Below are 20,104 nucleotides of genomic sequence, written 5' to 3' on the forward strand. Positions count from 1 at the left end.
ATCGGGAATCCCAGTACGTAGCGACTACCCAAAGTAGATCCTCGATACAAGACTTCGAGGATGACGGCAAGGCGCATTGCCCTCTATGCACGGCCCGTCATTCCCGAGTTTTTTATCGGGAATCCCAGTACGTAGCGACTACCCAAAGTAGATCCTCGATAAACCACTTCGAGGATGACGGTATTGACTCGCAGTCATTCCGAGTGCCACCATCCGTCATACCGTATTACTCTCCGTCATTCCCGAGTTATTTTATCGGGAATCTCAGTGCGTAGCGATTACTCAAAGTAGATCCTCGATACAAGACTTCGAGCATGACGAGGCGTAGTGATTAGCCAAATCAGATCCTCGATAAAAAACTTCGAGGATGACGGTAAGCGGCATTGCCTCTTATCACAACACCTCAGGATGACGGGAGTTCTTCCCATCCACAAACATCGAGTATTTAAAAGGTTTGAAATCAAGGCTAGTTTTGTTGTTTTTTTAATAGTTTTCTATTCGTTTAATCCATTGTTCTATTGTTTAACGTTCTTTTTTTTTGGTAAATGTTTGACTAAATTTAAGTGCCGACTAAGTTTAATGAACACTTATTAAAAAGGAGTTCTTATGTTTCAACGTAAATTTACACGACTATTTTTAATTTTCTCGTTTGTTTTTATCCCGCTGACCTATCCTATTTTGTCGATTGCTAATACAGAGTCGGTCACTGATATTCAGTCCGGAATAGAAAAAATAAATATCAATAATGCCGATGTTAATCAACTTGCTTTAATAAAAGGGATTGGTTCGAAAAAAGCGCAAGAAATTATTGATTATCGAGCTGATAACGGTGATTTTTCCAGTTTAGACGAACTAATCCGAGTAAAAGGAATAGGTGCCAAAACACTGGGAAAAATTAAACCCTATTTATCCATTTAAGCTACAAAGGCCCGTCATTCCCGAGTTGTTTTATCGGGAACCCCAGTACGTAGCTATTATCCAAATTAGATCCTCGATACAAGACTTCGAGGATGACGGAGTAGCGCCACTTCGCATTACCCATGTCATTCCACCCAGACACTACCCGTCATTCCCGAGTTGTTTTATCGGGAATCCCGGTACGTACCGACAAACTAGTACAAGCTGAAATTTTTTTACAAGCTAGACTTCATAAACTGAGCTTATGCGAGTGTAGGGGGGGGCAGATGGCAGAAAAACAACCATGCACCTATATGTTATCCAACAAAAAAGAGGGTGTATTATATATTGGTGTGACAAGTAACTTAAGGCAACGCATTGCGCAACATAAAGCTGGAGTCGTTAAAGGGTTTAGCCAAAAATATAACTTAAAAAATCTAGTCTATTTTGAGATGCACGAAACAATGTTCGATGCCATCACCAGAGAAAAGCAGTTAAAACATTGGAATCGCACTTGGAAGGTAAGCTTAATTAATAAACAAAATCCAGAGTGGCAAGATTTGTCTGAGATTATTTATTGAATCACACTAGATCCTCGATAAAATACCTCGAGGATGACAGAATTGGCTTACGGCCATTCCGAGTTGACATACGCCGAATGCTACCACCCGTCATTCCCGAGTTGTTTTATCGGGAATCTCAGTGTGGAGCTATTATCAAAATTAGATCCTCGATAAAACACTTCGAGGATGACGGGAAGGAGTGCGTCACTCACATCACCCCGTCATTCCCGAGTTGTTTTGTCGGGAATCTCAGTGCGTAGCTATTGCCCTATACATAGGCCGTTATTCCCGAGTTGTTTTGTCGGGAATCTCAGTGCGTAGCTATTGCCCTATACATAGGCCGTCATTCCCGAGTTCTTCTATCGGGAATCTCAGTACGGAGCTATTATTCAAATCAGATCCTCGATAAACGACTTCGAGGGTGACGGGAAGGAGTCGCGTCACTCGCATCACGCCCCGTCATTCCCGAGTTGTTTTATCGGGAATCTCAGTGCGTAGCTATGACTCAAACCAGATCCTCGATAAACAACCTCGAGGATGACGAAATGGTATCGTTTTTTATAAGTACCCTAAAAACAACGCTATAAAAATAACAAAACCAACTAGGTTATTACTCAAAAAAGCCTTAAAACAGGCTTGTTTATCGCGCTCTTTTATCGCGATCTGTTGTTTAAAAAACAGTATTAATACTACGACCAAACCTAAGTAATATACAGCACCCAACTGCTCTAGAAAGCCAAGCCAAACCAATAATAACAAACTACTGAACTGCAATAGTCCAACAATGAATTTATCGTATTTTCCAAATAAAATAGCAGTCGATTTAATGCCTATTTTTAGGTCGTCGTCTCTATCAACCATTGCATATAGAGTGTCGTAAGCAATAGTCCAAAGCACATTGACGATAAACAAGATCCAAACGACATTATCAATTTGATTCGCCTGGGCAGCATAAGCCATCGGAATTGCCCAACCAAATGCTAAACCTAATATCAATTGCGGAAGGTGGGTAAAGCGTTTCATAAAGGGATAGGAAAATGCGAGTAAAAGGCCGATAACGGATAATTGAATAGTGAGCCAATTTTGGCTTAAGACTAATAAAAAAGCACTTAACGATAAGACTAAAAATAAAACAATCGCTTCACGACTAGTTGCCCGGCCAGAGGGTAAGGGGCGGTTCTTCGTGCGCTCTACAAAACCATCTACTTTTCTATCCGCAAAATCGTTAATAACACAACCCGCACTGCGCATTATAAATACACCAAGCGTAAAAACGATCAATACGTTAAGTTCTGGAAAGCCTTTTGCAGCTAGCCAAAGTGCCCACAACGTTGGCCATAGTAGTAAAAGGGAACCGATCGGTTTATCAATGCGCATCAACTGTGCGTAAGTTTGTTGTTTTTGTTTACTGATCATCATAATGTGTCGAAACTAAAGTTTCATGTCCTCAAGTTATTGCTATTACCAAGTGGAGAGCGTTGCAGGTTTCTATTTTCTTAGCTGTAAATACCTGATGCAGGTAAAAATAACTCACTGACTAATAAAGGTTTATTATTTAAATAAAAGAGTGAGCGTCTTGCCCATAACGGGTGCTCTACTGGTTGTTTTAAATCGTTAGCGAGTTGATGAAAGATGGAATCGTTGTCGAATTCACTCACCTCTATTTGCCCACGCAACATGGTTGGGTCTTGAAATAGGATTTTACCAAGGGACTGCTCGCCAATTTCAGCGAGTTTAGCTTGGTGTTCGGAAAGCGTTGAAAAAGGAATTTCGGTTTGCGCAAAAACCACTGGTTTATCATCACACAGTAAAAAAACTTCACGTACCAGCACCTTCTCTTCATCTTGAAAGTGCTTCGAAAGGTGACCACTTGGTACTACATTTATCTGTTGCTTTATTTGTACTGAAAAGTGAGTACATCGAGCTTCTAATTTTTTTGTCAGGGAGTTGTGATCATAAAGCCAACCAGCAATGTTTTCTTTGCAGTGTGGTGGTTTTGTCTCTGAAAACCAGTCTGTTAGAGCGCCTAGAGGAAGAATGCAATTACTCATGAATACCCTTGGTAAACAGGAAAAAAAATAGATTGTTTGCTATTGTATCACTCATATTTATAAACATCTTTGTTAAAGGAAAATACCATGTTTAAAAGAGCGCTTTTGTGTGTGCTTTGTTTGTCGTTTAGTTCCTCTTTTTTAATGGCAGAAGAAGCTGTCGAAGAATCATCAGAAGCTAAAGTTGATTATCAATATTTTCAACTCACTCCAGATATTATCACCAACTATATTAAACCTGGAAAGCGAATTGGTTTTGTGAGATTAACGGTTGAATTGATGGTGGACTCTAAAAGCAGTTACGCATTGATTGAAAATCACGAGCCACTTATCAGAGATAAAATCATTACTATTCTTGGAGAGCAAACTGAAATAGTCGTGAAATCAATTACTGAGCGAGAAGGGATTCGCCAACGTTGTTTAGATGAAGTGAATAATCTACTTTACAAAGAGACCGGTAAAAAGCCATTAATTGAGTTGTTGTTTACTAAATACCTTTACCAGTAAACACCCGTAATTATTATATTGTAAGCGATTAGGAAGTGATGCTTTAGCCATGCTAAGTTTCAAAAAGCTAAAGCGTCAAAAAAGCTAAAGTTTCACTTCCAAAATTGATCATCTATTTTGTTTAAACCTTCAATTTACTTGTCACAAATGCCAACAGTAATCCTGCTAATAATCCAACTAAATGTGCATAGTTAGCAACGTTAACGGGTAATAAATCGATAAAACCTAGTACGAGCCAAAACAACAAAAAGCCAAAGTAACTGTTTGCTAGGTAAACTTTACTACCTTTATTCAATACGCCAAACAACCAACAATATCCAACTAAACCATATACAACACCGCTTAGTCCGCCAAAGTAAGGGCTAACTAAAAAGTACTGTGCAAGGTTAGATGCCACGGCGGTAAACAGAAAGAGTATTAATAAACGTTGTTTGCCCTGCTGTTTTTCAACGATACCCGCAAGTTGCCACCACCAGAGTAAATTAAAAACAATATGCAACGCGCTAAAGTGCAAAAAGGCGGGGGTTATAAAGCGCCAACTTTGCGAAAAATCAAAGGGCTGAGAGGTAAAAAAGGCTAAGCTAGATTGCATCGGTTGAAACAAACCTAAGCTAGTTAATGCAAAAATGAGCACACAAAAAGCAAAAACAGAGTGGGTTAATAAACCAGCATGCTGAACAAAGTTACGCATGAAATTGGAGTTTCCATAAGCCAGTTCAGAGCGTGGTGTGTCGGTATTCCCAGAGTCCCAGCTAGCTGAAAGGTACTTTTCTTGATTGGGATTTTCTAAAAATAGTGCGAGTTCGGCTTGTGCCTTCTCATACTGACTTGAATCATTTAAAGTAAGTTGATAGCTAAAGTTATCGTGATCAATAACGTTGGCTATATTCAATAACGTTAAATAATCAGAGAAAGCCTGTGCTAAACGTAAATTTTGGAATTGATGAAGTAGCATGAACACCTCTATATTTTTTTAATCTCTTTATTAGAAAAAGCGATACTTTTCTCTTGGTTTAATATATTAAGTAGTAGCATCGAACGCGCTAAGCCGTCATCGCATGAAAAGATAGCGGTCGCTCCTTTAAAGGCTCCCTGCATCACTTCAACTTTATCACCTTTTTTCAATAGCGATTTTGTATCTACATCAAGATTATTTAAAACATAACAAAGTTTTTTAAGTTGCTCGATAAGCTTGTCTGGAACGGTTGTTACTTTACCGCCAAAGCGAACAAAATCATTAATGCCACGAGTAGAACGAATACGACTAAAGTTACCATCTTCTTGATCAATATGAATAAACAGGTAACTAGGAAACAATGCTTCTTCGCAAATTGTTTTTTTTCCTCGAGATGTTTTTTCTTTTTTAATTTTAGGGAAAAAAGATTCTATTTTCTGATTTTGTAAATTTTCAAGGGCGCGATTCTCCTCTCGACTTTTACAATACACAATAAACCATTGTTTGCTCATGTTATTTATTTTAACCATTTCTAATCTTGACAGGGTATTTTACGGCAATCTTCATTAACACCCTAGTGATTTAAAAAAAGAACAAAATTTGCTATATTGTTTTATTTTGTTAGGAATCATTGCGTGAAATATTTCATATCTGCTCTGTTGGTTTTATGTAGTTGTTATTCTCAAGCTTCTTTTAAAGAAAAAAGTGGTGGTTTCTTAGAAATAGCAATGCCTCTAACAGCAGTCGGAATCACTTATTATCATGAAGATATGCAAGGTTTTAAAGAGCTAGCTTATACATTATCCGCAACAGCATTAACGACAGTATTGCTAAAAAAAACGGTTAAAAAAGAGCGCCCGGATGGAAGTGGTGACGATGCGTTCCCAAGTGGGCATGCAGCAATTACTTTTAGTAGCGCATCTTTTTTAGAAAGGCGCTATGGCTGGAAATACGGTGTTCCTGCGTATTTGTTAGCAAGTTGGACTGCTTATACACGTGTTGATGCAGACAAACATGAAATTGAAGATGTATTAGCCGGTGCCGCTATTGGTTATGCTTTTAGTTACTTGTTTGTTTCTGAAAACCAAGCATTAAAAGTCGCACCTTTAATAAGTAAAAACTATGTGGGTTTATCTGCTCAGATGATATTTTAATTCGGAGTTTAGAAATGAAATTATTAATACTACTATCAACAGTGTTCCTGTTGTCAGCCTGTTCAAGTGTAAATAAATTTACAGCTATCGAAGCGGGAATGACGACACATGAAGTAACGGATGAGTTAGGAACACCTGAAAAGCATCGCAGTAATAAAAATAAGCAGGCCGAACAATATATTTATATGTTACGTGAAAGACCTAATTATTTTGCCTTAACGGGGTGTGCATTAATACCGATGGCTATTCCAATCTTTGGCATTATGTGGTTTTCTGATGGTTGTTTAGGTGATCGTGCTGATTACCAAATCAATTTTGTTGATGGAAAGGTCGCTAATAAACAAAAACCAGCTGAAAATTTATAGGAAGTGTCGCTTTAGCTGCGCCTGTTTGGCAAGAAACAAAACGTGCAGGACTGAAGCTAAGATTCCTAGGCATAGATTAACTGTTTGCTGTAAATTACTACCAAGGCTCCATGTCTTTGGAAGTGCTGCTTTAGCGGCGCCTATTTGGCAAGAAACAGAACCGGCAGGACTGAAGTCCCACTTCCTAGGCATAGATTAACTGTTTACTGTAAATTACTACCAAGGCTCCATGTCTTTGGAAGTGCTGCTTTAGCTGTACCTGTTTGGCAAGAAACAGAACCGGCAGGGCTGAAGTTTCAATATCTAGGTATAGATTCACTTAGTTACTTTTTTCTCTACACAATCAATATCCATTTTCACCAAATATGCAGCACTATTCATGAACCCACTGTTTTCGACTTTAACCATCTGAAAATCAAGGCTTGGTGAAAACCATAAAACAATCTCTTCGGAATCACTAATTTGACTCACACGAATAGTTTCAAGTTCTCCCCATTTTTTTGTTTTTAGCAATTCTTTACTTATGATCTTAAATTGATAGGTTTGTATCTCATCACTTGCTTGGCGAGAAAGGGTAAACTGTTGGATGTTATTCATCACATTAAAACGTATTTGTGAACCTAAGGTATCTAAATCAAAAAGGTGCTTGCCACGATTATCAAAGCGAGTTTTTTCATTGTTCAAAATAACCGTGCTTTTAGTCGCATTATCAAAAAACTTAGCCAAAATAGTACGTGACTTAAAACCGGTCATTGTCTGTTTATAATCATGAGGTAAAAACGATTTTTGCTCTTCAGACCATGAGAAGTGTGTTAGTTGTTGATAAGTGGAGCCAATACCAAAAACATCGACGCGACTTTTAGTCACGACACTGCCTTTTTGGTCTTTCCATTTAATAGTGCGCTCTAAATAGCCCATTTTAAAAAAACTAAGGTAGATATCGTAAGCAAAGAATTTCTTACAAACAGCGTTGTTCTCTAGCAATGGACGGGCCATTAAATGTTGGCTGAAGATTAATAACAAAAATGGAATTATAAATTTCAAAGCTAACCTCGTATGAAAGTGTTGATATGGATTAACGAATGATTAGATGTTAAAGTTCAGTTATTAAATTCTACCTGAAAAGTAAGTCAAACGTGTCGTGAATATTAACCCTAAATTATTATTTCTTTTATTTCCTCTTTGGGTTAATGCCTCTCCGTGGTTAGAAACCAACGATCCTTTTATTCGAGCTGATTTACAGCTACTTGCCGATGCTGGTTTACTCGATGCGCCTATTAACCATTACCCCCTTCGTTGGGCGACATTTTCTGATGATATTCGAAATAAAGACTCCGAGCCTAGTGCATCATTTGCACAAAAACATATTAATTACATGTTAATGAGTGCCAAAGTACAGCGTGGTAAAAAATACGCTAAGACGGTGATAGGCAGTAGCCCTCCTTCTGCTACGGGGTTTGGCCAAACCAATAAAGATGAGTGGGGGGTCTATGCAGGTTATGAGAATATGTTTGAAGACTTCTCATTTCGCATTAACTCCGGCTACAGTAAATACGCCACAGATAATGGTAGTGAACAAGACTTTGTTTGGAATGACTCTTATTTAGCGCTTAATGCAGGTAAATTTTTATTGACTGTTGGGGCCATTGACCGCTGGTGGGGACCAAGTTGGCAACATAACTTAAGTTTTGCAAATTATGGACAATCTAATCCATCTATTTCGATTAATTACCTGGGTGATCAATTGCCGATGTTAGGTTATTGGAGTTTGGAAACGGTATTTGAATTTTTGGAAAGTGATTTTGAATATCTTTCATCTACACGGTTAATAATAAAACCACTTCGCTTTTTAGAGTTAGGTGCTACCTACCAAATGACTGAAAAAGACGATATGGATAACAGCCTCAACCAATATGGGTTAGATGGGCGACTATCACTACCTAGCTTTTCAAATCTTTATCATGGCTTGTTTGCTTCTTTTACCTCCTTTGATTATGAGCAACAAAATAGTGCCCATATCATTGGCTGGGATGGACAGTTTAATATTTATGAAAACAGCGTGCGTATTGTATTAGAGAAGCAAAGTGTGGATGAAAGTGAATTTAAAAAATTTACCGATAAACAGCGTTATCAACACAAAGAAATCAATAGCTTGCAATGGGGCAATAGCCTTTCATTAGCATTCTACTTACAGTTTATAAATGACCATAAAATGAGTCTAATCTACCGTGATTCTGAAGGTTCAAGTTATTATCAAGAGCAAAGCTTACAGCTTGATTATCGCTTTCCTCTCAGCATCGGGCAGTTCCATTTGGGGCTTGGGCAAAGCGATGTTATAATGCGCAGCTCAAAAAATAGCGAAACAAATTTTTGGAGCGGATATGAACTCCGTTTTTAATTCGATTTTCAATGAAGCAATCAACTTACTGTGAATATTAATACTATGAAACTTTCTACTATCGCAAAATCAATGAGCAAAAAAATAGCGCTTTCTAGCCTGTTTGTTTCACTTTCACTTTTTGCTCAAACGCCGACCCCTGAGCAGATGGCTCAGTTTAAGCAGTTACCAAAAGCACAGCAGGAACAATTAGCGAAGCAGTATGGTATCCCTATGAGTGTAATAAATGGTACTGGCGGAGGCGCTTCACAGGCTCCAACTCAAACAACCATTCAAGGACCACAAAAAACAGTTTCATCAACTGGCCCAGTCGTTGATATTAAAAGACAACTTGATGGTTTGGCATTGCAAGTTAAAGAGCTAAATAAAGAGCTTGGTCTTGATGAAGGTGAGTTAAAACCATTTGGTTACGAGGTATTAAAAGGCACACCTGAAAGTTTCACACTTTCTGATGATTTTCCTGTACCCAATGATTATTTAATTGGCCCTGGCGATGAATTGAAAATAGAGCTTTACGGTAAAGTAAACCAAGAGTTTATATTAAAAGTGACGCGTGAAGGCATGGTAAACCTACCTACATTAGGCCCTATTAACGCATCAGGGTTAACTTTTAGCGAATTTCGCGCGTTAATGACAAAAACAGTAAAAAATAAAATCATCGGTGTTGATGCAACAATCAGTATGGGCAGCATGCGTATGATGCAGGTCTATATTGTGGGTGAAAGTGTGCAACCGGGGGCTTATAACGTTGCGGGTATCACGACAATAACACAAGCCATTATTGCCTCTGGGGGTATTAAAGAAACGGGTAGTCTGCGTAACATCCAACTTAAGCGTAAAGGTAAAGTGGTTAAAACCTTAGACATGTATGACCTGTTGTTGAAAGGCGACACCAAAAATGATATTCGCTTAGAGCGCGGTGATACACTATTTATCCCAACGGTTAAAGAGGTTGTTTCAGTTGAAGGTGCTATTAAACGTCCTGCTATTTATGAACTTAAAAAGCGTACAAAATTAGTGGAGTTGCTAAAAAATGCGGGTGGCACAGATGTAACTGCTTTTCTACAAAGAGTCTCTATTCAGCGAATCACTGAAGAGGGTGTTGTGGTGGAAACGGTAGATCTGAACAGTAAAAAAGGGAAAAACTTTATTGTTAAAAGTGGCGATAAAATCCAAATACCTAAGGTAAGAGATAGTTTCTCATCCGGCATCGCAATTCGCGGAGAAGTTGCACGACAAGGTGTTTATCAGTTTAAAAAGGGCATGAAAGTTACCGACCTATTAAGTTCTACTAGTACCGATCTAAAAGTAACAACCGACCTTAACTATGCCTTAGTGGTACGTGAGATTAATACGCACCGCGATATTAAAGTATTCCAGTTTGATTTAGCTAATGCGATTGATTCACCAGAATCAAAAGATAACTTAGTGTTGCAGGATCGTGATCAGCTGTTTGTTTTCTCAAACGATGTTGATGCAGAATTTTGGTTAGGTATTAAAGATGAAACAGAATCAACAAGAACTGAGCAAAATAAACTTAAGCTTGAAGAGGAATCTTTACAGCGCGATTTGATGCAAGCGAGCTCTACGATAGAAGTCGTTGATGGACAGACGGGTGCTGTGCTTAAAACAGACTCAGCCAAAAAAGAAGATGTCCCGTTAACTGCTGGACAGTTGGGGAAAGCTGAGCGACTAAATTTACGTGAAGATCAACTAAAGCCTATTTTAGATAGACTTAAAGCGCAAGCGTCATTGCTCTCGCCCGCTGAAATTGTAGATATTGCGGGAGATGTTAAGTACCCGGGTCGTTACCCATTAACTGAAAATGCAGATGTTAATAGTTTAATCAAAGCGGGTGGTGGGTTATTAGAGTCTGCATTTACGAACAGGGCAGAACTTTCTAGAACAACCTACAAAGATACCGAGCTTATTATCAAGCAAACTAATATTTTGTTAGAAACGAAGAATGCTGAAAACGGCGGGTTAGTGCTTAAAGCAAAAGATCGTTTAAATATTCTTTCTAAACCAGGCTGGAATGATGAGCTGATTTTAGACTTGCAGGGTGAAGTTATGTTCCCTGGTAAGTACACCTTTAAACGTGGCACGACAATCTCTGAAATTATTACGCGCGCAGGTGGTTTGACAAAATTTGCCGATGAGAACGGTGCGATATTTGCACGTGAAAAACTTAAAAAACGTGAAATAGTACAAATGAATTTTTTACGAGCCCAACTACAGCAACAAATAGCGGGTATGACGCTACGTAAAAATAGCTCATCAGCGAGCTTTTCATCAACACCTACTGATGCAATGGCATTAGTTAATGAGCTAGAAACAACTGAACCAATGGGTCGTATGGTGATTAATTTACCTGAAATATTAAAAGGTAATGATAAGTTCGATATTGTTTTGGCGAATGAAGATAAGTTATATATTCCAGAGCAAAGCGATTCAATTTCTATTGTCGGTGAAGTGCAATACACGTCATCGCACACGTTTACTAATGATAAAATGATTGATGATTACATCAATCTAGCCGGTGGTATGAAAGCTCAAGCTGATAGTGATCGCGTTTATGTGGTACGTGCAGATGGCTCAGTATTAGTGCCAAATAATTCATTCTGGTTCAGCCGTGAAAATGAAGCCTTACGTGCTGGTGATACCATCATCGTCCCAATCGATGTTGATTACCTAGATGGCCTAAGCACAATCGCATCCGCAACACAGATAGTTTACCAACTAGGTGTAGCATGGAGCGCAATCAACGGAAACTAAGAACGCAAACGCCTTCAAGCTTGAAGGCGTTGATATACCCTGGGGCCAAGACTTCAGTCTTGCTAGGTTTTAGATTTTCGGAAGTGATGCTTTAGCTTCGCCTACGACTAAACATATAGGCGCAGACTTCAGTCTTGCTAGGGTTAGATTTTCGGAACTAAAACTTTAGTTTCGCCTATTTAAAATAAGGCAGGACTGAAGTCCCACTTCCGAGTGAGAATACCGGTGGCAATACGTTATTTTACTGGTTTTAGATTTTAGGAAATGATGCTTTAGCTTCGCCTACGACTAAACATATAGGCGCAGACTTCAGTCTTGCTAGGGTTAGATTTTTGGAAGTGAAACTTTAGTTTCGCCTATTTAAAATAAGGCAGGACTGAAGTCCCACTTCCGAGTGAGAATACCGGTGGCAATACGTTATTTTACTGGTTTTAGATTTTCGGAAGTGATGCTTTAGCTTCGCCTACGACTAAACATATAGGGGCCAAGAGTTTAGTATTGCATCTTCCCGCTTACATATTACAAACATAAACCGTAGGCTGGCATTTATGCCACCTGTGATAAAAATACCACTTACAATTAAAACAGCTTAATAGGTCAAAAAATGAATCAGCAATACCAAAACAACATGATGCCATTACAACAAAACCAAATGGCCGATGATGAAATTGATCTAAAAGAGCTTTTTCTGGTTATCTGGAAAGGTAAGTGGATCATCATACTACTCAGCATCCTATTTGCAGGTGGTGGTGTTTTCTACGCAATCTCACAACCTAATACCTACACATCAGCGGTGTTGCTTGCACCTGCTCAAGATGAAGGAAGTTCAGGTTTAGGTGGTCAACTCGGTGGTCTTGCTGCGCTTGCTGGTGTAAACATCGGTGGCTCAGGCGGAACAGATGTCAAAACACAAGCCCTAGCTGTATTACAGTCACGTATCTTCATCGATGCGTTCATTGAAAAAAATGACCTGCTTGTACCACTAATGGCATCAGAAAAATGGATCCCAGAATTAAAAGAGTGGGACCAAGAAAAACAAAAGTGGAATGAAGCCCCCGCTAAACATATCTTAGATGCAGAACTGTACGATATAAAAAACAAACAATGGTTAGTCAATGAAGAAACAAAAAAACCATTAAAACCAACCATGTGGGAAGCAAATAAAGAATTCAAAACGCTAATTTCAACTTCAGAAGACAAAGAAAATGGCATGGTGACTATATCAGTAACACATCACTCTCCAATTATTGCACAGCAATGGGCTGAGCTTTTAGTGGTTGAAATCAATGCTTGGATGAAAAATGACAAATTAACCGAAACAGAAAAAAATATCGGTTACTTACGTAAACAATTAGAACAAACTGCCATCGCAGAAGTACGCACACTATTTTTCCAAATGATTGAAGAGCAGTTCAAAAATAAAATGCTAGCAGAAGTGCAAGCAGAGTACGTATTTAAAACTATTGATCCTGCAATCGTACCTGAAGAAAAAGCAGGCCCTAAACGTGCTCTTATCTGTGTATTAGCAACGCTACTAGGCGGCATGTTTGGTGTGTTTTTAGTATTAGTGCGTCATTTCATCAAAAAGCCAGATGAGACTGTCGCTGTTAACGAAGAATCAGTTCAAACAGAGCCAGCAAAAACAAATAAATAATAGTATTATCATTAGATACTTACGCTATCCAGCGTAAGTGAAGTTTTAACTTCGCCTACTGTGCTCCCCGTCACCCCCGAGTGCTACCTCCGTCATTCCCGAGTGCTACCCCGTCATTCCCGAGTTGTCCTATCGGGAATCTCAGCGCGTAGCTATACCCTCAATCAGATCCTCGATAAAAAACTTCGAGGATGACGGTAAGGGGCACCATTCCCGTACACCACCCGTCATTCCCGAGTTGTCCTATCGGGAATCTCAGCGCGGAGCTATTACACTAAATAAGATCCTCGATAAAAAACTTCGAGGATGACGGTAAGGCATAATTACCCAACCTAGATCCTCGATAAAAAACTTCGAGGATGACGAAATTTACTTACCAGCATTCCGAGTCGCCACACATTCACCCGTATACCGAGTTAACAAACTAAACCCGTCATACAGACTGCTACCACCCCGTCATTCCCGAGTTGTCCTATCGGGAATCTCAGCGCGTAGCTATTACCCAACCCAGATCCTCGATAAAAGACTTCGAGGATGACGGAATTTACTTACCAGCATTCCGAGTCGCCACACATTCCCCCGTCATACCGAGTGCTACCGCCCGTTATTCCCGAGTTCCCCTATCGGGAATCTCAGCTATAGCAGTATTTTAGCCCTGAACTTTATTGCCCATTAAACTGCTACTTTCAATATTTTAGTAGTTGCGGTAGCATGTTCAGTATCGATTTCCAACCTTTAGAGCCCTCACATGAACCGCAAAGCTATAATCAATGCTGTCAAAGCGATAATATTAAAAAAAGCGAGACCAAGCCGTATTTGGTTATATGGTTCAGAAGCCTCTGGCGATGCAAAAGAAAATAGTGATATTGATATCGCTTACCTTGACACTAATGGTGATGCAATAGATCGCAGTTGCTTGTTATCGGAAATTAAAGATGAAGTTGAACAAATTAGTACATTGATAAAAATAGACATTTCAAACATCGCAATGACAGAAGATCGCTTTTCTATGCGTGTTAAAACAACAGGTAAGGTCTTATTTAGTGCAACTAAGCCTCTACGTGCACAAGACGCAGTTTATAATTATGCGAGCGCATTAACAAAGCTCATCGAAGCACAAGATGCACTACCAAGTTTATTAGCGTCAGGCTTACAAGATATTTACCTAGATTTAATAGTTAAGCGGTTTGAGTTTACTTATGAGATGTCTTGGAAGGCAATTAAACGAGTGTTAAACATGCTAGGTATTGAAGAAGTGAAAAGCCCCCGTGCTTGCTTTAAAGAAGCTTATGCACAGGAGTTAATAACAGATCAAACAATTTGGTTAGATATGATTGAGATGCGAAACTTATCCTCCCATACCTATGACGAGCATGAAATACAGCAGATCAAAGCAAAGTTACCAATATACACTCAAGCCTTTCAAGCATTATTAAGTAGCCTAGAGTCGCAATTAGACGAAGCATAGCTGCGATATAATTTAAGGATGATGATATTTACCACCCGTCACTCCCGAGTTGTCCTATCGGGAATCTCAGTGCGTAGCTACCCTAAATCAGATCCTCGATAAACCACTTCGAGGATGACGATAATAGGTGTCATTCCCGAGTTCTTCTATCGGGAATCTCAGCGCGTAGCTATTACCCAACATCAGATCCTCGATAAACCACTTCGAGGATGACGATAATAGGTGTCATTCCCGAGTTCTTCTATCGGGAATCTCAGCGCGTATCTATTACCCAACCGAGATCCTCGACAAAGCACCTCGAGGATGACGATAATAGGTGTCATTCCCGAGTTGTCCTATCGGGAATCTCAGTACGTAGCTATTGCCCTGCGCAGATCCTCGATAAAAAACTTCGAGGATGACGGGATAATGTGATTCCCGCACACCATCCTCATCATTCAGAGTTGCCGACACAACCTGAGGCTGTTAGATTTTATAATCTTAGTATGAAATATCTTTATTTAGACATCATAGTGTCCATTTTTTATTTTTTGGGAGTATAATAGATACTATAGTGTTTATTAGAGGTGTTTATGAATGAGTTTTCTATGTTGTCTGCGAACGATGTTCAAGTATCATTGTGTGAATGGCTGATAACCAAAAGAAAAGAGGCTAAATTATCCCGTGCCCAGCTTGCTCAGTTAAGCACTGTGCCAGCTTCAACGATAAAAAAGTTTGAAACAACGCAACAGATCTCTTTTCGTCAGTTCATTTTGCTTTGGCAGAGTTTGGATGAGCTCGTGCGTTTAAACTCACTCACTAAGAAGCAGGCTGTCAATATAATGCCTAGCTCAATTGCTGAGGTATTAGGATCATGAATTATCAGCGTGTCAGTAAATTAGAGGTGTTTCGTAAATTATCAGATGCAACTAACGTCGCAGTTGGCACCTTAGCACAAAACTCACAAGGGACTTTTTTTCAGTATAAGAGAGATTATTTACAGCAGTTTAATAATCTCTCTCCTTTCAACCTTAGCTTCGATTCATCATTACAATTAGCGCCTCGGCGACCGCATGCTGGTTTACACGGTGCCTTTTCTGATTCGCTGCCTGATGGTTGGGGCTTATTATTGATGGGGAGAGTCTTTAGGCAAAAAGGTATATTACCGACACAAATCACAGCGATGGATAGGCTGTCATTTGTTGGTAGGGGTGGCATGGGGGCATTATCTTATCTCCCCGTTTCTGAGCTAAAACAAAATAGCAAACAACAACCGTTATCAATTTCACAATTAGGTTTGCAGGCTCAAGCGCTTTTTGATGGACAAACTTCCGAGGTGTTACAAGCATTAATCAATGCGGGTAGCTCGGGTGGGGCAAGGCCGAAAGCGCAATTATATTTAAACCACAAAAATGACTTTTGTAGTATTGAACCAATAGATGATGGTGAAGCATTTTTAGTGAAATTTACATCTTCACAATTAGCACTTGGCCATGATGAAGGGGTATGTGAAGCTGCATATTTAAGTATGGCAAAACAAGCAAATATAGATGTACCAGAATGGAGGTTGTTAGATGCTCCGCATACTTCTGGTGCACGGCAATGGTTAGCCGTAAAGCGTTTTGATTTAGTTAAAAATAGGAATGGTGAAGAGGGAAGGTTACATATGCACAGTGCAAGTGGTTTACTTGATGCTGATTATAAAATGCCAAGTCTAGATTATGAGGATTTAATTAAAGTAAGTAGCTTAATTTGTCGAAGCCCTGCAGTCGGCCAGGCTATGTTTCGTAGAATGGTATTTAATTTGTTTGCTTTAAATCAGGATGATCACAGTAAAAACTGGGCCTTTCTACAGCAAGATAGTGGCCAATGGCAGTTAGCCCCATTTTATGATGTTACTTTTAGCCCATCGTCCTATGGTGAGCATGCAACTGCTTTTTGTGGTTTTGGTAATAAACCAAGCTTGAAAGCGATGCAAAAATTAGCGATACAAGCCAATTTTTCGAACTGGGGGCAAGCTAGAATTGTGCTAGAAGAAGTGGTCGAGGCGATACACTCTTTTAAGAGTATTGCGAATGACCTCCCTATGCCTGGTGATATAGCAAAGCTTATTATTAAACAGCTAAACATTAACTATAAAGAAAATAGCTCATTGTTGAAAAGTAAGTAGCGATACTTGCTGTCATTCCCGAGTTCTTCTATCGGGAATCTCAGCGCGTAGCTATTACCCAACGGAGATCCTCGACAAACCACTTCGAGGATGACAATAATAGGTGTCATTCCCGAGTTCTTCTATCGGGAATCTCAGTGCGTAGCTATTACCCAACGGAGAGCCTCGATAAACCACTCCGAGGATGACAATAAGGGGCATCATTCTTCCACAACCCCCCCCGTCATTCCCGAGTTGTTCTATCGGGAATCCCTGAGCGGTAAACACCAAGTCACAAAACCAACACATCGATAAAAACCATCAAGAAAACTATTAACAAAACAGTGATCTAATACTTAGAAATAAAAAGCAAATAAACATCAATTTTGAAGGTGGTTATACTTTGTCCATTAACCAACAATACATAATGAGATAAAAATGGAAATAATCCACCATGGTGCAGTATCAGGTGTCACTGGTTCATGCCACCAATTAATCATTGATAACGACAACAGCCTGTTGGTGGATTGTGGTTTATTTCAAGGCGCTGAAACGTCTGGAAAAAAGCAAGAAAATCTGCTCACCATTGAGTTTGATATCAGCACAGTAAAAGCGTTATTAGTAACCCATTGCCACATCGATCATGTAGGGCGTATTCCTTACTTACTCGCCGCTGGATTCACCGGGCCAATTATCACCAGTGAAGCCACTGCAATGTTATTACCCTTAGTGATCGAAGATGCACTTAAAGTAGGTGTAACACGTAACCGTTCAATTATTAAAGCCTGCTTAAGTCGACTTAAAAAACAGCTAGTCGCCATTCCCTATAAAAAATGGTCCTCTGTATCCTTAAGCAACAATACAAAAGTTAAAGTAAAATGTCAGCCCGCAGGGCATATTCTAGGTTCGGCGTATATCGAAATTGATATAAAACCAACAGAGCAAAAATCGAAACGAGTAGTGTTCTCCGGAGATTTAGGCGCAACTTACTCTCCGCTACTCGCTTCACCTAAAAGCCCCTATAAAGCTGATATAGTAGTAATAGAAAGCACCTACGGTGACAAAGATCACCAAGGCCGTAAAGATCGTGCCAAAAGCCTACAAGGTATTCTTGAAAAAGCAGTTTTTGATAACGGCATTGTCATCATTCCCGCTTTTAGTATTGGACGTACACAAGAGCTACTCTACGAATTAGAGCAGATCGTATCGCGCAGTAAAAGCAATAAACTAAACGATATTGAAGTGATCGTAGACTCGCCAATGGCAGCTAAATTCACACAATATTATCAGAAATTACAAGTTCTATGGGACGCCGAAGCTAAACGCAGAGTAAAACAAGGTCGTCAGCCACTAAACTTTGAAAGCTTATATACGGTTGATTCCCATCAAGAGCATTGTCAGACCATCGAGTATTTAGCGAAACGTAAAAAGCCAGCTATTGTGATCGCTGCCAGTGGTATGTGTAGCGGTGGTCGTGTGGTTAATTACTTAAAGCGATTTTTAAGTGAACCTACAACAGATGTGCTCTTTGTCGGTTATCAAGCGCAAGGGACGCCCGGCAGAGAGATTCAAAAATATGGCCCACGTGGCGGTTACGCATTTATCGATGGAATAAAAACCGAGATCAATGCAAAAATACACACAATATCTGGCTACTCTGCCCATGCCGACCAATCAAACTTAGTCAACTTCATCAAACGTATTCGCCACAAACCAGAAAAAGTAATCATCGTACATGGCGACGAAGATGCTAAACAAGCACTAGCTAAAAAAATAGAATCCTTAAATATCAAAGCAGTTATCGGTAAAGCGCAATAAAATTTAAATTAGGCTGTAATAAGTAAATTTTCTAGCAATAAGTGCTGAATTACGCTATATTTTCGCCTCAATTTTTTAACTATCAGACTCTGGGGTTCTGCAACCTAGTGGCGGTAGCGTGCCTAAACACTTATTTTAGGCCCTGTTGTGAATAGTTAACTTCGGGTCCAAGACTTCAATATTGCACTCTTTAGCTTCAGGATGAAAAATGTATAAGTATTTTCGGAAGTGAAACTTTAGTTTCGCCAACTATTTTAAGTTTGGTTTCTCATTGTTCTCTCATTCAGTCCTCTTTGTGAAAGAGTTTTTAAAGTAGATATTAATTATCACAAAGAGAACCAAATGAGGCGCTTCGCTTAAGAGAAGTGATTTTTATCGATTTTCAAAGGTTTACTCATTACTTTCTTTTTCATTCCTATTTGTGAAATAGTTTCATCTAACTTAACTATTAAAGCAGATATTAATTATCACAAAGAGAACAGAATGAGGCGCTTCGCTTTAAGAGAAATGATTTTTATCGATTTTCAAAGTGTTTCTCATTGTTTTCTATTTCACTCCTCTTTGTGAAATAATTTTATCTAACTTAACTATTAAAGCAGATATTAATTATCACAAAGAGAACAGAATGAGGCGCTTCACTTTAAGATAAATTTTTTTAAATGTTGCTCATTGTTCATTCGCTCCTCTTTGTGAGAACAGTCCTTTAAAAGAGGTTTTATGAAAAATGATCTGCTAACCCAAAAAGTAATTGGTTGTGCCATTGAAGTACATAAAACCCTAGGCCCAGGTTTGTTAGAATCAACCTATGAAACTTGCTTGATGTATGAACTTCACCAAGCTGGAGTAACTGCAGAAAGACAGGTTTTATTACCAATCAATTATAAAAATGTTTCAATTGATGCTGGTTACCGCCTTGATATATTATTACCTAACAAGTTAATCATTGAGCTAAAATCAGTTGATAAAATGAGCCCAATATATTCAGCACAAATACTAACGTATATGAAACTAACAAATATAAATGCGGGCTTATTAATAAACTTCAATGTAAAAAGGTTAGTAGATGGAATAAAGCGTTTTAACTTACAAAGTAATTAATGACTAAATGCTTACCTCATTATTGTCTCTTTAACTCCTCTTTGTGAGTTAACATTCTTTGAATATTTGGTGTTTCGACGAACGAAGATGCCTGCAGAATTAGAGAAAAGAATTCCACTGAGAATTTAGCAACAGTGCGTCACGTTGCTTTAAACCTATTAAAAACAGATGGATCTTTTAAAGGTGGAATTAATAGAAAGCATAAACAAGCAAACCAAGGGCAAGATTACGAAGTCGTACTAATTATTTGATGTTTTTTAATGGTTGTTCTGG

At 39.0% G+C, this 20,104-nt stretch carries 18 protein-coding genes and 1 pseudogene; 14 read left to right on the top strand and 5 right to left on the bottom strand.

The window, feature by feature from the left end; translation table 11 throughout:
- The first annotated feature begins 606 nt into the window (after positions 1-606).
- Both CXF74_RS18445 and CXF74_RS18450 read left to right on the top strand, forming a co-directional pair.
- Complete coding sequence (locus tag CXF74_RS18445; protein WP_101083995.1) at positions 607-918, top strand: ComEA family DNA-binding protein; 312 nt, start codon at positions 607-609, stop codon at positions 916-918.
- Between the two features lie 266 nt (positions 919-1,184).
- Positions 1,185-1,478, top strand: coding sequence for a GIY-YIG nuclease family protein (locus CXF74_RS18450; RefSeq protein ID WP_101083996.1), 294 nt, complete (start codon positions 1,185-1,187; stop codon positions 1,476-1,478).
- 540 nt (positions 1,479-2,018) lie between these two features.
- Here the strand turns inward: CXF74_RS18450 and ubiA are convergent.
- Together ubiA and CXF74_RS18460 are read right to left on the bottom strand one after the other, a co-directional pair.
- On the bottom strand, positions 2,019-2,879 hold the full coding sequence (gene ubiA / locus CXF74_RS18455; protein ID WP_101083997.1) for a 4-hydroxybenzoate octaprenyltransferase: 861 nt from the start codon (positions 2,877-2,879) through the stop codon (positions 2,019-2,021).
- 77 nt (positions 2,880-2,956) lie between these two features.
- Positions 2,957-3,511 (bottom strand): chorismate--pyruvate lyase family protein, encoded by a 555-nt coding sequence (locus CXF74_RS18460; RefSeq protein WP_101083998.1) that lies wholly within the window; start codon positions 3,509-3,511, stop codon positions 2,957-2,959.
- 87 nt (positions 3,512-3,598) lie between these two features.
- On the opposite strand from CXF74_RS18460, the gene CXF74_RS18465 reads away from it, so the two are divergent.
- Positions 3,599-4,018, top strand: a complete 420-nt coding sequence (locus CXF74_RS18465; RefSeq protein ID WP_101083999.1) for a flagellar basal body-associated FliL family protein — start codon at positions 3,599-3,601, stop codon at positions 4,016-4,018.
- Between the two features lie 121 nt (positions 4,019-4,139).
- Here the strand turns inward: CXF74_RS18465 and glpG are convergent, their stop codons facing one another.
- Both glpG and rfaH read right to left on the bottom strand, forming a co-directional pair.
- A complete protein-coding gene (gene glpG / locus CXF74_RS18470; protein WP_101084000.1) occupies positions 4,140-4,973 on the bottom strand; it encodes a rhomboid family intramembrane serine protease GlpG in 834 nt (277 codons plus the stop codon).
- Between the two features lie 8 nt (positions 4,974-4,981).
- The gene (rfaH, locus tag CXF74_RS18475; protein ID WP_232772584.1) at positions 4,982-5,503 is read right to left on the bottom strand and encodes a transcription/translation regulatory transformer protein RfaH; all 522 of its coding nucleotides are present in this window, start codon (positions 5,501-5,503) and stop codon (positions 4,982-4,984) included.
- Between the two features lie 105 nt (positions 5,504-5,608).
- On the opposite strand from rfaH, the gene CXF74_RS18480 reads away from it, so the two are divergent.
- Both CXF74_RS18480 and CXF74_RS18485 read left to right on the top strand, forming a co-directional pair.
- Positions 5,609-6,127 carry a phosphatase PAP2 family protein gene (locus CXF74_RS18480; protein WP_101084001.1) on the top strand — a complete coding sequence of 173 codons (519 nt, stop codon included), beginning with the start codon at positions 5,609-5,611 and terminating at the stop codon, positions 6,125-6,127.
- 14 nt (positions 6,128-6,141) lie between these two features.
- Positions 6,142-6,492 (top strand): hypothetical protein, encoded by a 351-nt coding sequence (locus tag CXF74_RS18485; RefSeq protein ID WP_101084002.1) that lies wholly within the window; start codon positions 6,142-6,144, stop codon positions 6,490-6,492.
- Positions 6,493-6,807: 315 nt separating this feature from the next.
- Here CXF74_RS18485 and CXF74_RS18495 read toward each other — a convergent pair whose 3' ends face one another.
- The gene (locus tag CXF74_RS18495) at positions 6,808-7,536 is read right to left on the bottom strand and encodes a DUF3108 domain-containing protein (RefSeq protein ID WP_101084004.1); all 729 of its coding nucleotides are present in this window, start codon (positions 7,534-7,536) and stop codon (positions 6,808-6,810) included.
- Positions 7,537-7,633: 97 nt separating this feature from the next.
- Here CXF74_RS18495 and CXF74_RS18500 point away from each other — a divergent pair, with 97 nt between their 5' ends.
- From CXF74_RS18500 to CXF74_RS22700, 9 genes and pseudogenes are all read left to right on the top strand, one after another.
- A complete protein-coding gene (locus tag CXF74_RS18500; protein WP_101084005.1) occupies positions 7,634-8,890 on the top strand; it encodes a capsule assembly Wzi family protein in 1,257 nt (418 codons plus the stop codon).
- Between the two features lie 45 nt (positions 8,891-8,935).
- Complete coding sequence (locus CXF74_RS18505) at positions 8,936-11,665, top strand: SLBB domain-containing protein (protein WP_198552915.1); 2,730 nt, start codon at positions 8,936-8,938, stop codon at positions 11,663-11,665.
- Between the two features lie 604 nt (positions 11,666-12,269).
- A complete protein-coding gene (locus CXF74_RS18510; RefSeq protein WP_101084006.1) occupies positions 12,270-13,319 on the top strand; it encodes a Wzz/FepE/Etk N-terminal domain-containing protein in 1,050 nt (349 codons plus the stop codon).
- Positions 13,320-14,067: 748 nt separating this feature from the next.
- Positions 14,068-14,787: an HI0074 family nucleotidyltransferase substrate-binding subunit gene (locus tag CXF74_RS22030; RefSeq protein ID WP_157822449.1), complete on the top strand. Its 720-nt coding sequence runs from the start codon at positions 14,068-14,070 to the stop codon at positions 14,785-14,787.
- A gap of 572 nt (positions 14,788-15,359) precedes the next feature.
- On the top strand, positions 15,360-15,644 hold the full coding sequence (locus tag CXF74_RS18520) for a helix-turn-helix domain-containing protein (protein ID WP_101084007.1): 285 nt from the start codon (positions 15,360-15,362) through the stop codon (positions 15,642-15,644).
- Entirely contained in the window at positions 15,641-16,936 is a 1,296-nt protein-coding gene (locus tag CXF74_RS18525; protein WP_101084008.1) for a type II toxin-antitoxin system HipA family toxin, read from the top strand. Before CXF74_RS18520 ends, CXF74_RS18525 begins: the two co-directional genes overlap by 4 nt.
- Positions 16,937-17,353: 417 nt before the next feature.
- Positions 17,354-18,733 carry an MBL fold metallo-hydrolase gene (locus CXF74_RS18530; protein WP_101084009.1) on the top strand — a complete coding sequence of 460 codons (1,380 nt, stop codon included), beginning with the start codon at positions 17,354-17,356 and terminating at the stop codon, positions 18,731-18,733.
- 717 nt (positions 18,734-19,450) lie between these two features.
- Positions 19,451-19,831, top strand: coding sequence for a GxxExxY protein (locus CXF74_RS18535; protein ID WP_101084010.1), 381 nt, complete (start codon positions 19,451-19,453; stop codon positions 19,829-19,831).
- 71 nt (positions 19,832-19,902) lie between these two features.
- Positions 19,903-20,082, top strand: a pseudogene (locus CXF74_RS22700) (ISAs1 family transposase); the annotation flags it as partial.
- Positions 20,083-20,104: the final 22 nt, after the last annotated feature.

The organism is Psychromonas sp. Urea-02u-13 (assembly GCF_002835995.1).
Classification (GTDB): domain Bacteria; phylum Pseudomonadota; class Gammaproteobacteria; order Enterobacterales; family Psychromonadaceae; genus Psychromonas.